Origin of the sequence: Nocardia pseudovaccinii, from assembly GCF_050942345.1 — a bacterium.
GTDB lineage: Bacteria > Actinomycetota > Actinomycetes > Mycobacteriales > Mycobacteriaceae > Nocardia > Nocardia pseudovaccinii.
The window spans coordinates 1,702,286-1,719,244 of the sequence record NZ_CP192074.1 but is presented as its reverse complement, the minus strand read 5'-3'; the positions used below and the strand labels follow the sequence as shown (position 1 = coordinate 1,719,244).

The window sequence follows — 16,959 nt, the reverse complement described above, 5'->3', positions numbered from 1 at the left end:
GGTCAGTGCCCCATCGCCATTCCGCCGCCGACGGCGAGCACGGCTCCGGTGATGTAGGACGCTTCGGCGCTGGCCAGGAACCGCACCGGCGGCGCCACCTCGGCGGCGGTACCGGTGCGGCCGAGCGGAGTGTTGTTGAGCACCCGCTCCCGCACCGCCGTCGGAATATCCGCGGTCAGGTCGGTATCGATCAGACCGGGCGCGACCACATTCGAGGTGATATTGCGCCGCCCCAATTCCCATGCCAGCGAACGCGCCAGGCCGACGAGAGCCGACTTGGACGCGGCGTAATTGCTCGCCCCGCCACTGCCCCAGAATGCGGTGGTCGAACTGACGAAAATCAGCCTGCCCCAACGCGCTCGGATCATATCCGGCACGGCGGCCCTGGCGGCCCGGACCGCACCCATGAAATTCGTATCCATCACATCGGTGAAGTCGGCGTCATCCAGGGTCGCGAACAAATTGTCGCGGGAGAAACCGGCATTGGCGACCAGCACCTGCACCGCACCCTGCTGCGCCTTGATCTCCTCGAATGCCCGGCCCACCGATGCGGCCTCGGTGACGTCGCATCGCACACCGAACAATCCGGGCGGCGGGGTGCCGGTGCGATAGGTGACCGCCACCTTGTCACCCGCCTCGGCGAAGGCGGTCGCAATGGCCAGGCCGATGCCCCGGTTTCCTCCGGTGACCAGCACGGATCTAGTCATCGCACACCTCCGGTGACGGGTGAAAGCAGTGGCCGCAGTCGCGCGGCCGCGGATTCGGTGTCGGTGAAATGCACGGCCCGCCAGCCCGCGGCCTCGGCTCCCGCGCAATTGCGCTCGAGATCGTCGACGAGCACGCATTCGGATGGATGGACACCCGCGCGCCGAGCCGCGAGCGCGAACATCTCCTCGGTCGGTTTGCGATGCCCCACCTCGAAGGACAGCACCACGTGGTCGAAGAGCCCGTCGACGTCGACCATCCTGCGCCAGTGCGCATCCCAGGCCGGGACCATATTCGACAGCAGACTCACGCCGATGCCGCGCCTGCGCAGTGCGCGCAACTCCGCGACCCAGGCGGTATTGGTCTCGCGGCCGTCGAACCAGGTGTCGGCGAGGGTGGTCAGGCGCAGTGTGCCGCCGAGTTCGTCGGAGATCTGCCGCAGCCAATCCCGCTCACTGGTCAGCGGGGTGTCCAGTGGTTCCATCGCGTCGTCGGTGCCGTAGCGAGCGGCGACCCCGGACATCGCCGCCAGCAACGCCTTTCGGTCCAGGCCGTGGTTCGCGCAGAACGTCGCGAGGGTGTCGGCGACCGGTGGGGTGAGGACTCCGCCGAAGTCGGTCCACACCACCCGCACCGCGGTCATCGCAGACCACCGAGCACGAGCGCGACCTCGACAGTCGCGATGGATTGCCCGTCCTGTTCGACCGTCACCGGCACGACGAGCTCACCGTCGGACGGCACCGGTATCGAGGCGCGGACCGTCACGACCGCATCCAGTTCGGCGAACCGGCTGAATGTGCCGGTCAGCCCGGTGACCTGCCAATCCCGCAGTGCCACACCGGAACCGTCGTCCACACCGGTCAGTGCGAGCTGGCGGGCGGCCTCGGTGAGAATCTGCATGGTCAGGTGGTCGTAGGAGTGGTCGAACAGCGCACGATTGGACCAGCGCGGCGCCACCCGCGCGGCCAGTTCGTCCCGGCCGCGCCGCAGATCGGCGAGCACCACATTGTGCGGGTTGCACCGGCCGACCAGCCCGGACGGCACCGCGGCCGGATCCGGCACGTCGACCAGGTCGGCCGTCCACGGCGCGGGGGTTCCGCGCTGGGCGGTGCGCAGCGCGTCGAGTTCGTTCTTGGTCAGGATCTGCCCGGTGGTGCGATGGCTGGCGACCAGCTGCCCGTCCCGGAAGATCGCCTGCTCACAGACGCCCGCTCGGAGTCGGCCGCGCCGCACGCGCGTCCAGGTGAATACACAATCCAGCAGTAGCTCGACCGGTGCCGCGCCGATGCGCAGCGCGCCCGGATCGATGATCCGCAGATCGAAATCCTCCGAGATCATTGCGGCGCCGTTCGGCACACCCGATTCGTGCGCACCCGCCAAGGACGCCTGCCGCCCCACCTCCATCACCAGCAGCGGATCGACGACCGGCAGCTGCTGGGTGTGATCACCGAAATAGCTGTGGTCGATGGGCAATTGGCTCGCCGCGACGATCCGCTGTTCGTCCAGTGCGCGCACGTCGGTGAGGAATACCTCGGCGACCGCCGCCCGGTGTACTCGATGCCGGTCGATTGTGCGGTCGAACGACAACTCGGTATCGAGCCGCCATTCCGATGTGACGTCCACTTCCATCGCGTCCCCCTCTCTCCAGGGCTGCTAATAGCTACCGACCACATAATCGACGGTCGAAATAAAACCGGTCCGGACCGCGAGATCAAAGAAGCGTCAAGGCGATCTCCAAATTCCGTGCGCGGATATCACTTTCGACCGATCATTCGCCCCGCGCCTTCCCAATTCGGTGGCCGAGTTTCTACCGTCGAGTTCGTACCGATCCGCGAAGGAGCAAATGTCATGACCATCGAAACCCAGCCGCACGCCATTTCCGATCTGCTGCCGCAGATGCGCCGGATCATCACCGAGGAACTCGAGCTGAATCCCGACGAACTCACCGATACCGGTGCGTTCGTGGACGATTACGACGCCGATTCACTGTCACTGATCACCATCGTGTCCCGGTTCGAGAAGGAACTGAAGGTCGCGATCCCGCGCACCCAACTGCCGAAGCTGACGACGCTGGACGCGGTGGCCGCACTCGTGCAGCGCATCCTGGACGGGGAGACCATCGATGCCTGAACCCCAGCGCCGGGTGGTGATCACCGGCCTCGGCGTGGTGAGCCCCATCGGCACCGGAATCGCGGCGTTCGGCGCCGCGATCCGGGCCGGTACCGTCGGGACTCGCGAGATCACCAGCTTCGACGTCTCCGGATTCCCGTATGTGCAGGCGGGCGAGATCCCCGATTTCGATCCCGCCGCCGGACTTTCGCATCTGGATCCGAGCCGGTGGGGGCGTAGCAGTCTGTTCGCCGCGGTGGCGGCCCGCCAGGCCGTCACCGACTCGGGCATCGATCCGGAGTTGCTTTCACGCTCGGCGGCGGGCTCGATCATGGGTACCACCGGCGGCGAGACGATCCCGCTGCAACAGCTCACCGAGCAGTGGTACGCCGACGGCTACAAGAGCCTCGACGGGCGGCTCGTGCGTCAGGTGCCGCTCGGCCAGATCGCCGCGGCGGTGAATACCGAACTGCGGCTGGACGGCGAGGCCCAGACCGTGCCGACCGCCTGTGGCGCAAGCAATTTCGCACTCGGCTATGCCTATGATCTGGTGCGCACCGGCGAGGCGGATTTCATCCTGGCCGGTGGCGCCGAATCGGTGAACCGGGCCGCGCACGCCGGTTTCTACAGCATCGGCGCGCTCGCTCCGCAGAGCTGCCTGCCCTTCGACAAGGATCGGGCGGGCACGCTCTCGGCGGAGGGTGGTGTCGCGCTGTTCGTCGAGACGCTGGCGTCTGCACAGGCCCGTGGCGCGCGCATCTACGCCGAGGTTTTGGGCTACGGCATGAATTGCGATGCGCGACATATGGTCAACCCGGATTCGGACAGCATCGCCGACTGCATCCGGCTGGCCCATCAGGCGGCAGACGTCGCCCCGGCCGATATCGATTACATCTGCGCGCATGGCACCGGCACCCCGACCAATGACGCCACCGAGGCGACGGCGGTCCGTGCGGTGTTCGGCGAACGCATACCGCCGATGAGCTCGATCAAATCGATGCTCGGCCATTCCTTCGGCGCCGCAAGCGGATTCGGCGCGACGGCCTGCTGCCTCGCGCTGTCGGAGGGGTTCCTCCCGCCGACGGCCAACCTGTCCACCCTGGACCCGCGGCTCGGCGCCGGCCTGGACCCGGTGCCGGGTACGGCGCGTCCTGCCACGCCCGCCATCGTCGAGAACCACGGGTTCGCCTTCGGCGGCAATAACGCCGTCGTCATCCTCGGCGCGGTCCGTTGAATCACCGCGTGTCGATAACCTCCTGGAGGCTCGCATGAGCATCGCTTCCCCCGTGGCCGTGACCGGCTGCGGCGTCCTGTCACCGGCGGGCACCGGCCTGACCGCACTCGCCGACCACCTCGCCGACGGCCGAACCGGCAACAGCGAACCGCACACACCGGACGCATCGGAATTCCCGCCGCATCCCGTGCGTGCGCTGCCCGAATTGGACTGGGACGCGCACCTCGGCCGCAAGGGCCGACGAGTCATGGACCGATCCGCCGCGATCGGCGTGGTCGCGGCGGAACTCGCACTGGCCGAGGCGAATTGGCCCGACGAGCCGACCACCTCCGGGGTGGCGCTCGGCACCGCCGCGGGCAGCCTGCGCACGCAGATCGCGGTCACCCAGGACACCCTGCGCCAGGATCTGCCCTATCTGGTCAATCCGGCGCAGATCCCCAATACGGTGATGAACAGCACCGCCGGTCATATCGCGATCCGGCATCAGCTGAAGGGCGTCAATGCCACGCTGTCCGGTGGTGCCGCATCCAGTCTGCTCGCCTTCCGGTATGCCCGGATGGCGATCGCCCTCGGCCGGGCCGATCGCCTGCTCGCCGGTGGTGTCGAGGAGCTGTCCGCGCCGTATGCCTGGGGTTGGCGGCAGGCCGAATTACTGCCCGCCACAGCGCCTATGGGCGAGGGGTGCGCTTTGTTCGCGGTGGCCGATGCCGACACCGTCGAGCAGCCGGTGGCCGAACTGCTGGCCTGCGAGATCGGATTGGCCGGGCCGCGGCAACAGCTCGGTGACGGTCTCGCCGTCCGAATCAATCGCGCGCTGCAACGCAGTGGTGTGACAGCGGAGGACGTCGACGCCGTCGCGGTGACGGCGAGCCGGAATTCCGGCCTGGCTCGCGCCGAACAACGCGCGCTCGGCGCCACCGTCGGTGAGCCGCGTCGGATCGATACGTCCGCGGTCGTCGGCGACACCTATAGCGCAAGTGGCGCACTGCAACTCGCCGCACTGCTGGCGACCTGGAAACGCGAGGAATCGGCCGCGGGGGCTATCGGTCTGGTCACCACGGTCGGTCTCGATGGAAATGTGGGGTGCCTGGTCGTCCGCAACCGATAGCTTCGGCGAAACGGGCCGGAACCGATCGAGGTTCCGGCCCGTTTCATGCGCCGCGCATCGCCGGATCCGAACCCGCTTGTCCGCCTGCCTTGTTCACCACATCGAGCCGCGATACCGCACCGAGTTTGGTGAAGATATTGCGCAGATGCCGTTTGACGGTCCCCTCCGTAATCGCCAATCGAACCGCGATCTGCCTGTTGCTCAATGCCATTGCCACCAGATCGACGATCTCGCGCTCTCGTGGAGACAGTAGGTTCCGGCCCGATGGCACCGGAACCGCATCCTCCCCCAACGCCGCCAGCGCATCATCGAGCGCCGACCGTGCCCGCCGCAGAACCTCCGGCTCCGGCGGCCAGGTGTGCGCGTACTGCTCGAGCAGCCGACCGGCCAACTCGACACGGTTGCCGACCCGCAGCTGCAGATCCGGTTTCTCTCCTCGAAGCGACATGCCCGCCCCCATCCGCTGACTACCGCCGCGTCATCGAGCGACGGGACGCAGCGCGGGCGGCTGCGCATCGGCGGTCAGGATCTCGCGCTGCAGCCGGCGCAGCTCATCGCTCGGGCCGAGACCCAATTCGCGGTCGAGCAGCACGCGCAGTTCGTGATAGGCCCGCAGCGCCTCGCTGCGACGCCCGCTGGCGTGCAGTGCCTCGATCAGGCGCGCGTGCAACCACTCGTTCAGCGGATCGAGCGCGATCAGGCTGCGCAGTTCCGGAATGAGGTCACGATGCAGCCCCAACCGCATATCGGCCTCGATGCGCAGCTCCTGCGCGCGGGTTTTGAGATCGTGCAGATGGGCGACGTGGCGGGACAGGATTTCACCGAGCACCAGATCGGCCAGGGCCCGGCCCCGCCACAGCGCCAGTGCCGACTGCAGGCTTTCCCTGGCCTCCGCGAACGCACCGGCGTGCGACTGGGTGCGCCCCCGATCGACGAGCTGACCGAAGATCCGGCTGTCGATCTGCTGGTCCGGTACGCACAGCTGATAGCCACACGGCCAGGTGACCAACGCATCCGCACCCTCCACGGTCGACAGCGCCGACCCCCCGGCGAGCATCTTGCGCAGGTGATAGACGTGCGTGCGAGCGGTGGAGGTGGCCTGACTCGGTGGGTTGTTACCCCACAACTCGTCGACCATGGCGTCCATCGAGACCACCTCACCGGCATTGACCAGCAGTAGGGCCATCAGTCGCCGCACCTTCGGGCCCCGGACGACACCTGGCACCTTCAGCGGGCCGAGCACACGGTATGGCGACTGCGGGAATTGCTCCCGAGCGTGCGATTTCATCGAATTTACAGTGTTCACCGAATACCCCCCGGTATTATGGTTGCCAGAAAAAGCGAATCGAGGAATTCGATCTGTGCGACGCTGCACATCCTCGACCAAAGCTATCAAGATTTTCCACGACCGTCGATGTGTGCCAGATCGCAATCGGCTCATCCGACGAATACACACGAAAAATTCAGGTAATTCCACGAGACGCTCGTCTCTTCGAATCAGAGAATTCCGTAGCCGGATAAACCCTACCCACCCTTTTATCTACCGGACAGCACGGTTTGTTACGGCCCGACTTCCGATGCCACCGAAAATGGGGGCAATTAATTTTCGCACGGTTATCGATGCGCAAACACAAGATCGGCGGACCACCGATGCGAGTGGCCGCCGACGCATACGCGAAGATCCCGGGCGGGGCGAATCATTACGATTCCGCCGTCCGCCCGGGACCAAACGCATCCTGCTGCGATATTCCTGGAATGCCCTCCGTCCCAGCAGCTATCGCGGGATCACACCCCTACCCGATCACAGACCCATGAACATGTAGACGGCATTCATCCGGCCGTCCGCGCCACGCAGGATGAAATCCCGACCGGCGCCGACAACCTGGTCACTGCCGTCCACCATTTCCCACTGCAATGCGACCGAATCGTGGTTCGCCACGGTGTTGACATGCCGGAACCGGAAACCGGCCTCCTGGATGTTCTGCTTGTTCACCCGGTCGATATTCGCCCGGATGTCCGAGACTCCCGTGAAGCTCGCCCCGGCCGGTGAGATGTGAAATGCCGCCGCGTCGGCCCACATCGCCTCGATCGCGGCGTGGCGCTTACCCTCGTCGGTCTCGTTCCACATGCCGAAGTAGTCGCTGATGAAAGCGTCCAGATTTGCCGAGCTCATAATTCGTCCTTTCGTTGATTTTTGCACAAAACGGGTCGGAGGGCTCCGGCCCGACGTTTCAGGCCACCAGGTCGCCGCGCAATTCCTCGGCTTCGGATGCGGGCGATTCCACGCGTCCGCGCGGCAGCACAATGGCCGCGAGCACTGCCCCGACGGCGGCCACCACCGCGCCGATGATCGTCGCCGAGCGCACCCCGTCGAGGAAGGCATCGGTCGCCGAGGCCAACAGCCGGGCGCCGCCGTCACCGAGGAAGCGGGCGGCCGCGGCGGCGCCGCCGATCGAACTGGCCGCCGCCTCGTGCAGGCTCGGCGACAGACCGTCCGGAACAGTCACGCCGTTGCGATAGCTGGTCGTCACCACACTGCCCATGACCGCGATGCCGAGCGCACCGCCCAACTGGAACGCGACATCGGCGACCGCGGATCCGGCGCCGGACTGGTGCGCGGGCGTGGCCTCCAGCACCGAATTCGTCGAGGGCGCGGTGCCGAATCCGACGCCGATGCCCATCACCCCGAGCGCGAGCAGCACCCGACCGCTCGACGGTGCGTCACCGGCGGCGAGCACGAGAAGCGAGACCACCATCAGCACCAGGCCGAACATCGACACCGGGCCGAGCCCGAACCGCTCGACCAACTTGGTGGCCAACGGCGCGGCGAACATCATCGTGCACAGCGCGAGCATGTGCGCGCCCGCCTTCAGCGGCTCATAACCGAGCGCGAATTGCAGATACAGCGTGACCAGGAACAGCGCGCCGAACAGTCCGAAGGACAGGGTCGAGATCGTCACCAGCGGGCCGCCGAAGCGGCGGTCACGGAAGACCGCATCGCTGAGCATCGGATTGCGCGCACGGCGCTCCCAGACGATGAATCCGGCGAGCACCGCGACACCACCGATGACCAGGATCAGGGTGCGCGCCGAGGTCCAGCCGTGGGCGGGCGCCTCGATGATGCCGTCGACGGCCGCGAGCAGACCCGCCACCGACAGCACCAGACCGACCGTATCCAGACCCGGATGGTCCTCGTTGCGCGATTCCGGAATGAGCAGTAGGCAGCCGATCAGCGCCGCACCGATGAGCGGCAGGTTGATCAGGAAGACCGACCCCCACCAGAAATTCTCCAGCAGGACGCCGCCGATCACGGGTCCGAGCGGGACGCCGAGCGAGGCCGCGCCCACCCAGATGCCCATCGCCTTGGCCCGCTCCTCCGGCGGAAAGATATGCCGGATCAGCGACAATGTGGACGGCATGATCAGCGCCGCACCCAGGCCCATCCCGACCCGGGCCGCGATGAGCGTGGCCGCACTGCCCGCGAGCACCGCGGCGATGGAGGCGATGAGGAAAACCACCATGCCGCTGATGAAGCCGAGCCGGCGACCGAAGCGATCGACGAGTCCACCGGCGAACAGAATCGGCGCCGCGAATGCCAGCGAATAGGCGTCCACCATCCACTGCAACTCGCCGGGCGTCGCGCTGAGCTGGTCCTGGATGGACGGTAGGGCCATCGTGATGATCAGGGTGTCGAGCCCGGCGACGATGAGCGCCAGGCACATTATGGATAGGATCGCCCACCTTCGGGGGTGGGGAATAATCTCGGTCACGGGTCGTCCCCCTCGGACACCGGATATCGTGTTGACCGTGTCAACCTAACCGCCCCTGTGGACAGCGTCAACTTTCTTTTATGCTCGTTTGATGAACAAAGCCGTCGACACCCGCACAGCCCTGGTAGCCGCGGCCAGCGAGTTGCTGACCAAGGGTGGTCCGGACCATGTCACGCTGCGCGCGGTCGGTGCCGCGACCGGAGTGTCGCGGACCGCGCCATACCGCCACTTCCAGGACAAGGACGCGCTGCTCAGTACGGTGGCGGCGGAGAATCTGACCTGGTTGATCGACCAGATGCGGCAGGCGGCCGCCGATACGACAGGTGAGGGCACCCCGCTTTACCGCGCCTGCCTCGCCTACGTCCGCGGTGCGATGGACCGCCCCGACCACTACCGCCTCGAATTCGGCGACTACCAGATCCAGTCCCCCGGCCAGGTGCTGCTCGACGCCGCCGACGAATGCGCCGCGTACTTCTACGAACTCGTCGCCGACGCGCAGCGTGACCGCATCCTCGTCCCCGGCGATGTTCGCGAGATCGCCGCGCTGATCTGGGCCATGCTGCACGGCCAGGTCCACCTCACCCTCGCCGAACATCTGCACGAGCCCAGGACCGTCGAGGGTGCGACGGTCATGCCGCGACTGATCGCACTGGCCCTGCAAAGCCTCGCGCCGCACTGAGTTTTACCCTCCCGGCCGCCTGGTCGAGTGATCGCCAGACAGTAGCTATGCTGGATATACACGTTTGCTGATCAAAATGCCGGTTCTCTACTACCGCAGCGATTCTCGCTACCTCGGTGTCAACAGTCGTTAATACCGAATGGCATTCGAGCACTGGCTGCCGAAAAGTGGGGATTCCGTGCCACATTCAGCCGGACCGACATTTTTGATACCGAAAGGTATTGATACCGAAAGGTATTCTTATCCGCGCATCCGGCGGAAATACGTCGCCCGCCGAGCAATCTGAAGAATTCGTCTTCCATCACCCGTCCGCAGTGTGTAGCGTCTGGACCGCTGGAATCCCCGAAATGACAGGCCGGACGCGGTGATCGGTATCGACGACTGCTTGAAACGCATCATGGACATTCCCGGTGCGCGCAGCGTGACGATGGTGGACAGCGCGAGCGGTCTGGCGATCGCCGCGGCGGGTCGGCACGACCACGTCGATCAACACGAGGACGCCGCTACCACCACCGATGTGGTCCGCACTGTGCTCGGCTGTCCGGCGCTGGCGACCGACCGCGACGACGACCTCACCGAGATCATCGTGTGCGGCACCCGTGGCTATCACCTGTTGAATCTGGTGAACGGCGACTTCGACGGTCGCCTTTTCGTACACGTGCTATTCGACGAGGACACCGGAAATCTGGCCATTGCGAGATTTCGACTCCGCACAATTCTCGGCGAATTGGTCGAGGACGCTCATGGTCGTTGACGTCGCGACCGAACTGCGGCGACTGGAAAAGCAAAGATGCACCGGAGTGCTGTGCGCGGGCGATGGCGCATTTCACCTCGCGGACGGCGCGATAACCGCCGCCGATTGCCTGCGCACCACCGATCTGGAACGGCTCGTGATCGCGGGTGGTGTGGCGACCGCGGCGGAATGGCAGCGGGCCGCGTCCGGTGATCCGGGCCGTGTGCCGGTCCTGCCTCGACTGGAAACCCTGGCATTGCTGTCGGTCTTCGACGCCGCCTACTTTCTGCTCGCCACGCCGGTTGTTCCGGAATTCCGGTCGGCGCCGCCGCATTGGTTGGCCCCGGTCTGCCAGATCCCGCCGCGGGTACTGCTGCACGAATGCGCGCGGCGAGGTGATCCGGAGGCCGAACCATGGCCCGCGGAACTGGTCGACCGCGCTCCCGTCGTGCCGGTGCGCCGCGTCCGGCGCAGACGCGTCACGCTCACCGGCGGCCAGACCGAAGTACTAGCCGCCGCCGACAGCAGGCGCAGCGTCACCGGCATCGCCCGCCACCTCGGCCGCACCAGCTATGGCGCACTGGTCGCGGTGCGCGAGTTGACCGCGGCCGGACTGATCGAGCCGCCCGACGTGATGCCCATCGCGAGCGAACCGATGCCCGCGGGGCAGGCCGCCGTCGCGGTCACCGAGCGGCGGCAGTTCCTTCCGCGCCGAGTGCGACAGGACCCTGCCACTCCCCCGCAGAGCTGGGAGCCGGTCGATCGCGATGTGCTCGTCCGCCTCCGCGCGGCGTTGGAGGAGCTTGCGTGACCGCGCGGAAAAAACTGCTCGGCGAGTTGATGGGAAGGTGGACGAAGGTGGCGATGTCCGGACCCGAACCGAATACGGCGGTGCTGGCGGAATTGAAGGTGCTACGCGATCGTCTGCCTCATCTGACCGGCACGCTCGTCGCCTCCAGCGACGGACTGCTCGTCGCACACGATCTGCCGCCCGATATCGAGCCGACCCGCATGGCCGCGCTGGCCTCGGCCCATCTGTCGCTGTCGTACCAGCTGGCCGCCACCGCGCACGGCGGCGGATTCAACGAGGTCGTGGTGCACGGGACCGGCGGGCACGCGGTGATCTACGCGGCGGGCTGGGCATCGCTGATGGTGCTCGCCGGATCCGAGGTGAATGTCGGCCGCCTGCACCTGGAATCGCGCCCGGTCGCCCGCAACATCGCCGATCACCTGACGGCCACCGACTCCGGAAAAGACCGGACCTGGAAAACCGATCGAAAGGAACCGATATGACGAATATGGATCTGGCGCTGAAGGACATGATGGGGATAGACGGCGCGATCGGTGCCGCCGTCGTCGACTACAGCAGCGGCATGGCCCTCGGCATGCTCGGCAGTTCCAAGGCGCTGGATCTGCAGGTCGCCGCGGCGGGCAATACCGAGGTGGTGCGCGCCAAACTGCGGACCATCGAGCAGCTCCAGATCAAGGAGGATATCGAGGACGTCCTCATCACGCTGACCGGCCAGTACCACATCATCCGCCCGATGACCGGCCGCAAGTCCAAGGGGCTCTTCCTCTACATCGCCCTGGACCGCGGCCGGTCGAACCTCGCGCTGGCCCGGCACCGTCTCAAGTCCATCGAAGAGGAGCTCGAGGTGTGACCTTGCGGTGCAACACCTTTCGCAACCGGGCGGTGCGGACATCGACCGCACCGCCCGGCGTCGGGGTGAATCGCGTTGCGGGCTAGAGCTTTCCGCCGCCACCGATCATCCAGGGATTGAAGGTGCAATCCAGGTTCCGGTCGGCCTCGGGGTCGAGGGCGCGCAGCGTGATCGATGCCGTGCGGGGGGAATACATGATCGTCAGGTGGTCGGACATGTCCTGCGGGCAGCCGTCCTGGAGGGTGATGTTGTGGACCGTCGCGTCCGGGCCGGGCTGCAGGAAGGTCCATTCGTAGGGGTTGGATACTTCGTCGTGGCTGGTGCCGACAGTCGTGTAATCGATTCCGGGCACGGTATCGCCGTTTGCGTTGAGTGCGGCGTAGAACGCCGAGCCGACGGCCTGCTGGATATTGGCGATACCGATGATCGGTTCGTAGAAACCGAGAATGTTCACGCCGAGATTGGTGATCAATCGGCCGAGTGTCGCCATTCCCATCAGGGAGGTGCCGTGGTTGGTCGCGCCGAAGGTGATCAACTTGTCGACTTTGTCCGCACCGCCGTCGAACTTCAGGTATCGGCTGGAAACCGGGCCGCCCTGGGAATGCGCGACGATATCGACCCGATCCGCACCGGTGGCCGACCGCACACGATCGACGAATTCGCCCAATTGCCGCGCGGAATCCTCCATCGGCCCGACGCCGTAGCGCCCCGGCAGCACGGGAGCGATACCGCCGCCCTCCAGCAGATTGGATCGACCGTAGTTGAATGCGAAGACGCAATATCCGGCGCGGGCGAGCTGCGGCGACAGGTACGCGAAGGTGTCATAGGCATTGAGCCAGGTGCCGTGCACCAGCACGACCGGCCGGGGATGGGCGGCCGACGGGGTGCAGTTCGCCCGGTTCGCGCCGGGTGGGGCCGCATCCGGATGGGTCAGGCCGTATCCGAAGGCGGCCAGGTAGGCCGATACTTCCGGGCCTTCGCCGACGGCGGCCGTTGCGTGACTGCGCGAGCCGGATCCGGAACTGCTGCCGGTGTCGACGATCGCCTTCGGCTGGTTGCCGTCCGGTGCGGGCCGCAAGCCCGCGTTCAGGTAGTCGACGAGCTCCTGCTGAGTAAATTGCGGGGCCGGGTCCGCGGTCGATACTCCGGCGCCCGAACTCGCGGCGAGTGCGGTAACGCCGGTCATAATGGCGAGACCGAGCGCTCGTCGGCCGATTCCATGCTTCATTGCAAAACCTTTCCCGCCGCTTCGTGATTCAATCGTGATAAAGCGGCAAGATCATCATTACTGCCCATTCCATCGATGTCACTGCGCTCTCGAAACAAGAACACGGTCGACATGCTGTGGCGGCAGACACCGAATATCGGCAGTACAATTCCGATACCGATTATCGCGATCACAAAGATCGCGATAATGCGTATGTCGAATTACTTCTACCGACCACGGCCGGGTGAAATTCTCAGATGAACCGCTTCTTCAGCTCTCGCTTGAGCACCTTGTGACTCTGCCCGAGCGGAAGTTCCGTGACGAATTCGACCCGCCGCGGATACTTGTGCTTCGCCAAATGCGCACGCCCGTAGGCGATCACGTCTTCGGCGGTCACCGGCGCCGCGGGCACGACGACCGCGCAGACCTCCTCGCCGTAGGTCTCGTCCGGCACCCCGATGACGGCGACCGCGGCGATATCCGGATGCCGCAGTAGCGCCTCTTCGACCTCGGTCGGGTAAACGTTGAACCCGCCGCGGATGATCATGTCCTTGATCCGGTCGACGATCGTCAGGTAGCCGTCGGCATCCTTGACACCCAGATCACCGGTGCGGAACCAGCCGTCGACCACCGCCGCCGCCGTGACCTCCGGCTTCCCGAGATACCCGTTGAAGACGTTGTGACCGCGGATGACCACCTCGCCGAGTTCACCGGTGGGCAGCAGCGCAATCCGCTTCGTTTCGGACGGATCCGCGATCTCCACATCGACACCCCAGACCGAATGTCCGACCGTCCCCGGTTTCACGCCGAAGTCCGGCTGGTTCACCGCTGCCGTCGGCGAGGTCTCCGACAGCCCGTAGCCTTCCAGGATCCGCGCGCCGAAGACCTCCTCGAATGCCTCCAGCACCGGTTGCGGCAGCGATGCGCCACCGGAGATGCACAGCCGCAGTCGCGGCGGATCGGGCAGATCGCGGGCGGCGTCGATCAAGCCGACGTACATGGTGGGTACGCCGTGAAAAGTGTTGACGCCCTGGGCTTTCATCAGGCGGATGGCCTCGGCCGCCTCGAAGCGGGGCAGCAGCACCAGGCTGGCGCCGACCCGCCAGGTCGCATTCATCGAGACCGTCTGTCCGAATACGTGGAACAGCGGCAGCGCGCCGAGTGCCACATCGTCGCTGCGAACATCATTGGCATCGAAGGCATTCACCGTCGCGTTCAGCACCATATTCAGGTGACTGAGCTCGGCGCCCTTGGGGCGACCGGTGGTCCCGCTGGTGTAGAACACCACGGCCGGATCCTCGGGCCGCCGCGTGATGAAGTTCGCAATGGGTTGTGCATCAAGGGAATTCGGCTCGACAAGGGATACCCCAGCAGCGGTCGCGGCCGCCCGGCCCACCTCCGCGAACCACGGATGACACACGAGCAGGCGAGCATCGCTGTCGCGCAGCACATGTTCGGCCTCACCCGCCGTCAGCAGCAGATGCACCGGGACCACCACCGCCCCCGCGGCGATGATCGCGTAGTAGGCGGCCGGAAACTCAGCGGTGTTCGGGCACATCAGCGCCACCCGGTCGCCCGGCCGCACACCGAGTTCGATCAACGCGGCGGCCTGGCTCCGCGCCCGGTGCCACAGCTCGGCGAAGGTGATCCGCTGCGCGCCTTCTATCAGTGCGATCCGGCCGGGTCGCCGTCTCGCTTGTTCGGCCGGGATGCTGGCCAGGGACAGTGTCGCGTTCATGCCGCACGCCCGGTGAATCTCGTCATCGCTCTCCAAAACTAGCAGCGCAAGTTTCCAGTCAACCGTACGGGACGAAAACTAGCGGCGCAAGTTTTATCCAGCTGCTGCAAGAATGCGAGCACCGAGAGGAGGCGATACATGGCCCGGCCCCGCCGACCGCTGCTCACCCACGAGCGCATCATCGAGACCGCGTTGGCTCTCGTCGATGCGGATGGGCTGGCCGCGGTTTCGACCCGCCGTCTCGCCGCCGAACTCGGCGTGCAGGGACCATCGCTGTACAACCACGTCGGCACCAAGGACGAAATCATCGATGCGGTGGTCGATTCCGTGCTCGGCGAGGTGGATACCTCGATGTTCGGCGAGCTGTCGGCCGACAATCCGGACTGGCGATCGGCACTGCGCCGCTGGGCCCATTCCTATCGGAGCGCGGTCGCCGCGCATCCCAATATCGTCCCGGCACTGGCGAGCGGACCCGGCCTCCGGCCCAATGCTTTGCGCATGGCCGATGCCGTATTCGGCGGTTTGGTCGCGGCGAACTGGCCGCGCCGGGAAGCCACCACCGTGGGCACGCTGATGCGCTACTTCCTCACCGGATCGTCGCTCGGCTCGTTCGTCGCGGGCTTCCCCGCCGACGCCGAGGTCTATGCCGAGGAGTACCCGCACCTGAACGAGGCACATCTGCTCGCCGAGCGGCAGCAGCGGATCGATCAGGACGCATTCGAGGTCGGTCTCGAATCGCTGCTGGATGGGCTCGAGGGGCGCTACCGGTTGCTGCCGCACACTCGGTAGCTCGATCCCGGTGCGCTGGTAGGCATCCCGAGCAGTCTGTCTATCAGGTCACAGCCTGCGCAGTTGTCGCAAGCTTACCGGCGCGGCGGCCCCACATTTCGCCGACCGCGAAAACACCTACTAGAGAGCAAGTTTCATCGAATTCATCATCCCCAGCGGGTCTCGTATCACGACCGTTTCACAAGTCTCGTGTGCATGGGGTCACGTTGCCCCGCAGACCGCGGAGTCCTAACGTAACTTCCTGTTAACAGACGATGTCGTCTGTACCAATTCCTATTATTCGTCCCAGGAGGACATGCCCCGCAGCGTCCGCTTCCTCGAAACCGGAAGTGGCACAGCAGGTGTGGTTAGAAATGGCACACACAACGCCTTGGCAAGAAAACAATGTTCAGCTCGGTCGCCCCGGGAACGATGATGATCTCATCGGCGAGGTGACCGCACCACGTTTCGATCTACGATCCGACTGGGGTTATCTGTGTGCCCCGGGTCTGGGTCTGGTCACCTTCCTATTGCTGTTCCAGCCCTGGATTTCGGCAACCGGGCCCAACGGCACCGTCACCTCCAACGCCTTCGGCCGAATCGACGGATTCACCACCGGCTCATTCCAATCCGTGGTGAGCATCAGTAGCACCTGGGCCGTCCTCACCACCCTGGCGGTCGCCGGTGCGGTCGTCGCGACCGTGATGTATTTCCGGCTCCGCAGTCGGCTGCTTTCCTATCTGGTGCTCGGCTGCAGCATTGCCGCCGCCCTTTTCGTACTCGCCGCCTTGTCCTACCTCAACGGCAAAGCGCCGGAGTTGCGCGAAATCACCGAATCCGCGAACCAGAGCGGACTTTTCAGCTGGCTCTTCGGTAATAATTCGGCGATCGACCTCGGGGGTGAGCACCGAATCGCCAGCGCCGGTCTCGATTTCGCTGCCACGCTCAGCGCCGTCACCGCATGCGGTGCCGCACTGGCCGCCGGTGCCATGAGCCTGCGCAAGCAAGGCGGCTTCACAGTTCGACTGATCTCGGCTCCCCAGCCGAATGTCGCCGCGGCGGAAAGCACGCCGGAGCAGGCCGCCCAGAAGGCATCGGACACCAACGTATTCCTCTGGGAACAGCTGGCTTTCGACGATGACCTGGCCGTTTACGACCCCCAGGTCCGCCGCCGGATGGTTCGTCGAACCAGGACAGCCGATCGCCGCCCGCCCGCGCGTGAAACGGCACTGACCAGGTAACGCCCG

19 protein-coding genes are annotated in these 16,959 nt (G+C 65.7%); 10 read left to right on the top strand and 9 right to left on the bottom strand.

The genetic code is table 11. From position 1 onward, the window contains the following. Positions 1 to 2: 2 nt before the first annotated feature. Genes ACQPZ2_RS07655 through ACQPZ2_RS07645 form a run of 3 tightly spaced genes read right to left on the bottom strand, consistent with a single transcriptional unit; the run spans position 3 to position 2,334 of the window. Positions 3 to 707: an SDR family oxidoreductase gene (locus tag ACQPZ2_RS07655; protein ID WP_433524909.1), complete on the bottom strand. Its 705-nt coding sequence runs from the start codon at positions 705 to 707 to the stop codon at positions 3 to 5. Then, entirely contained in the window at positions 704 to 1,348 is a 645-nt protein-coding gene (locus tag ACQPZ2_RS07650; RefSeq protein WP_433524908.1) for an HAD family hydrolase, read from the bottom strand. Before ACQPZ2_RS07650 ends, ACQPZ2_RS07655 begins: the two co-directional genes overlap by 4 nt. Next, positions 1,345 to 2,334, bottom strand: a complete 990-nt coding sequence (locus ACQPZ2_RS07645; protein ID WP_433524907.1) for an AfsA-related hotdog domain-containing protein — start codon at positions 2,332 to 2,334, stop codon at positions 1,345 to 1,347. The genes ACQPZ2_RS07650 and ACQPZ2_RS07645 overlap by 4 nt, the downstream gene beginning before the upstream one ends. Before the next feature lie 219 nt (positions 2,335 to 2,553). Here ACQPZ2_RS07645 and ACQPZ2_RS07640 point away from each other — a divergent pair, with 219 nt between their 5' ends. The 3 genes from ACQPZ2_RS07640 to ACQPZ2_RS07630 are packed head-to-tail and all read left to right on the top strand — an operon-like array spanning position 2,554 to position 5,156. Next, positions 2,554 to 2,835 carry an acyl carrier protein gene (locus ACQPZ2_RS07640; protein ID WP_433524906.1) on the top strand — a complete coding sequence of 94 codons (282 nt, stop codon included), beginning with the start codon at positions 2,554 to 2,556 and terminating at the stop codon, positions 2,833 to 2,835. Then, entirely contained in the window at positions 2,828 to 4,048 is a 1,221-nt protein-coding gene (locus ACQPZ2_RS07635; protein ID WP_433524905.1) for a beta-ketoacyl-[acyl-carrier-protein] synthase family protein, read from the top strand. The genes ACQPZ2_RS07640 and ACQPZ2_RS07635 overlap by 8 nt, the downstream gene beginning before the upstream one ends. Positions 4,049 to 4,082: 34 nt before the next feature. Then, positions 4,083 to 5,156 carry a beta-ketoacyl synthase N-terminal-like domain-containing protein gene (locus tag ACQPZ2_RS07630; protein ID WP_433524904.1) on the top strand — a complete coding sequence of 358 codons (1,074 nt, stop codon included), beginning with the start codon at positions 4,083 to 4,085 and terminating at the stop codon, positions 5,154 to 5,156. A gap of 43 nt (positions 5,157 to 5,199) precedes the next feature. Here ACQPZ2_RS07630 and ACQPZ2_RS07625 read toward each other — a convergent pair whose 3' ends face one another. The 4 genes from ACQPZ2_RS07625 to ACQPZ2_RS07610 all read right to left on the bottom strand — a co-directional run bounded on the left by ACQPZ2_RS07625 (position 5,200) and on the right by ACQPZ2_RS07610 (position 8,878). After that, on the bottom strand, positions 5,200 to 5,604 hold the full coding sequence (locus ACQPZ2_RS07625) for a helix-turn-helix transcriptional regulator (protein WP_433524903.1): 405 nt from the start codon (positions 5,602 to 5,604) through the stop codon (positions 5,200 to 5,202). 30 nt (positions 5,605 to 5,634) lie between these two features. Then, the gene (locus ACQPZ2_RS07620; protein ID WP_433524902.1) at positions 5,635 to 6,444 is read right to left on the bottom strand and encodes an AfsR/SARP family transcriptional regulator; all 810 of its coding nucleotides are present in this window, start codon (positions 6,442 to 6,444) and stop codon (positions 5,635 to 5,637) included. Positions 6,445 to 6,957: 513 nt separating this feature from the next. Next, positions 6,958 to 7,329: a nuclear transport factor 2 family protein gene (locus ACQPZ2_RS07615; protein ID WP_433524901.1), complete on the bottom strand. Its 372-nt coding sequence runs from the start codon at positions 7,327 to 7,329 to the stop codon at positions 6,958 to 6,960. Positions 7,330 to 7,387: 58 nt separating this feature from the next. Continuing rightward, complete coding sequence (locus ACQPZ2_RS07610; RefSeq protein ID WP_433524900.1) at positions 7,388 to 8,878, bottom strand: DHA2 family efflux MFS transporter permease subunit; 1,491 nt, start codon at positions 8,876 to 8,878, stop codon at positions 7,388 to 7,390. Between the two features lie 139 nt (positions 8,879 to 9,017). Here ACQPZ2_RS07610 and ACQPZ2_RS07605 point away from each other — a divergent pair, with 139 nt between their 5' ends. The 5 genes from ACQPZ2_RS07605 to ACQPZ2_RS07585 all read left to right on the top strand — a co-directional run bounded on the left by ACQPZ2_RS07605 (position 9,018) and on the right by ACQPZ2_RS07585 (position 11,999). Continuing rightward, positions 9,018 to 9,605 (top strand): TetR/AcrR family transcriptional regulator, encoded by a 588-nt coding sequence (locus ACQPZ2_RS07605; protein WP_433524899.1) that lies wholly within the window; start codon positions 9,018 to 9,020, stop codon positions 9,603 to 9,605. A 385-nt stretch (positions 9,606 to 9,990) separates the two neighbouring features. Then, entirely contained in the window at positions 9,991 to 10,359 is a 369-nt protein-coding gene (locus tag ACQPZ2_RS07600) for a hypothetical protein (RefSeq protein ID WP_245720741.1), read from the top strand. Continuing rightward, a complete protein-coding gene (locus ACQPZ2_RS07595) occupies positions 10,349 to 11,149 on the top strand; it encodes a hypothetical protein (RefSeq protein WP_433524898.1) in 801 nt (266 codons plus the stop codon). The genes ACQPZ2_RS07600 and ACQPZ2_RS07595 overlap by 11 nt, the downstream gene beginning before the upstream one ends. Beyond that, on the top strand, positions 11,146 to 11,631 hold the full coding sequence (locus tag ACQPZ2_RS07590) for a roadblock/LC7 domain-containing protein (protein ID WP_433524897.1): 486 nt from the start codon (positions 11,146 to 11,148) through the stop codon (positions 11,629 to 11,631). The genes ACQPZ2_RS07595 and ACQPZ2_RS07590 overlap by 4 nt, the downstream gene beginning before the upstream one ends. Further along, positions 11,628 to 11,999 carry a hypothetical protein gene (locus ACQPZ2_RS07585; RefSeq protein ID WP_433524896.1) on the top strand — a complete coding sequence of 124 codons (372 nt, stop codon included), beginning with the start codon at positions 11,628 to 11,630 and terminating at the stop codon, positions 11,997 to 11,999. Before ACQPZ2_RS07590 ends, ACQPZ2_RS07585 begins: the two co-directional genes overlap by 4 nt. A gap of 82 nt (positions 12,000 to 12,081) precedes the next feature. Here ACQPZ2_RS07585 and ACQPZ2_RS07580 read toward each other — a convergent pair whose 3' ends face one another. Both ACQPZ2_RS07580 and ACQPZ2_RS07575 read right to left on the bottom strand, forming a co-directional pair. Beyond that, complete coding sequence (locus ACQPZ2_RS07580) at positions 12,082 to 13,227, bottom strand: esterase/lipase family protein (protein ID WP_433524895.1); 1,146 nt, start codon at positions 13,225 to 13,227, stop codon at positions 12,082 to 12,084. Positions 13,228 to 13,459: 232 nt separating this feature from the next. Continuing rightward, on the bottom strand, positions 13,460 to 14,944 hold the full coding sequence (locus ACQPZ2_RS07575; RefSeq protein WP_433524894.1) for a long-chain-fatty-acid--CoA ligase: 1,485 nt from the start codon (positions 14,942 to 14,944) through the stop codon (positions 13,460 to 13,462). A gap of 138 nt (positions 14,945 to 15,082) precedes the next feature. Between ACQPZ2_RS07575 and ACQPZ2_RS07570 the strand changes: the two genes are divergently transcribed. Both ACQPZ2_RS07570 and ACQPZ2_RS07565 read left to right on the top strand, forming a co-directional pair. Further along, a complete protein-coding gene (locus ACQPZ2_RS07570) occupies positions 15,083 to 15,733 on the top strand; it encodes a TetR/AcrR family transcriptional regulator (protein ID WP_433524893.1) in 651 nt (216 codons plus the stop codon). 431 nt (positions 15,734 to 16,164) lie between these two features. Next, on the top strand, positions 16,165 to 16,953 hold the full coding sequence (locus tag ACQPZ2_RS07565; protein ID WP_433524892.1) for a hypothetical protein: 789 nt from the start codon (positions 16,165 to 16,167) through the stop codon (positions 16,951 to 16,953). Positions 16,954 to 16,959: the final 6 nt, after the last annotated feature.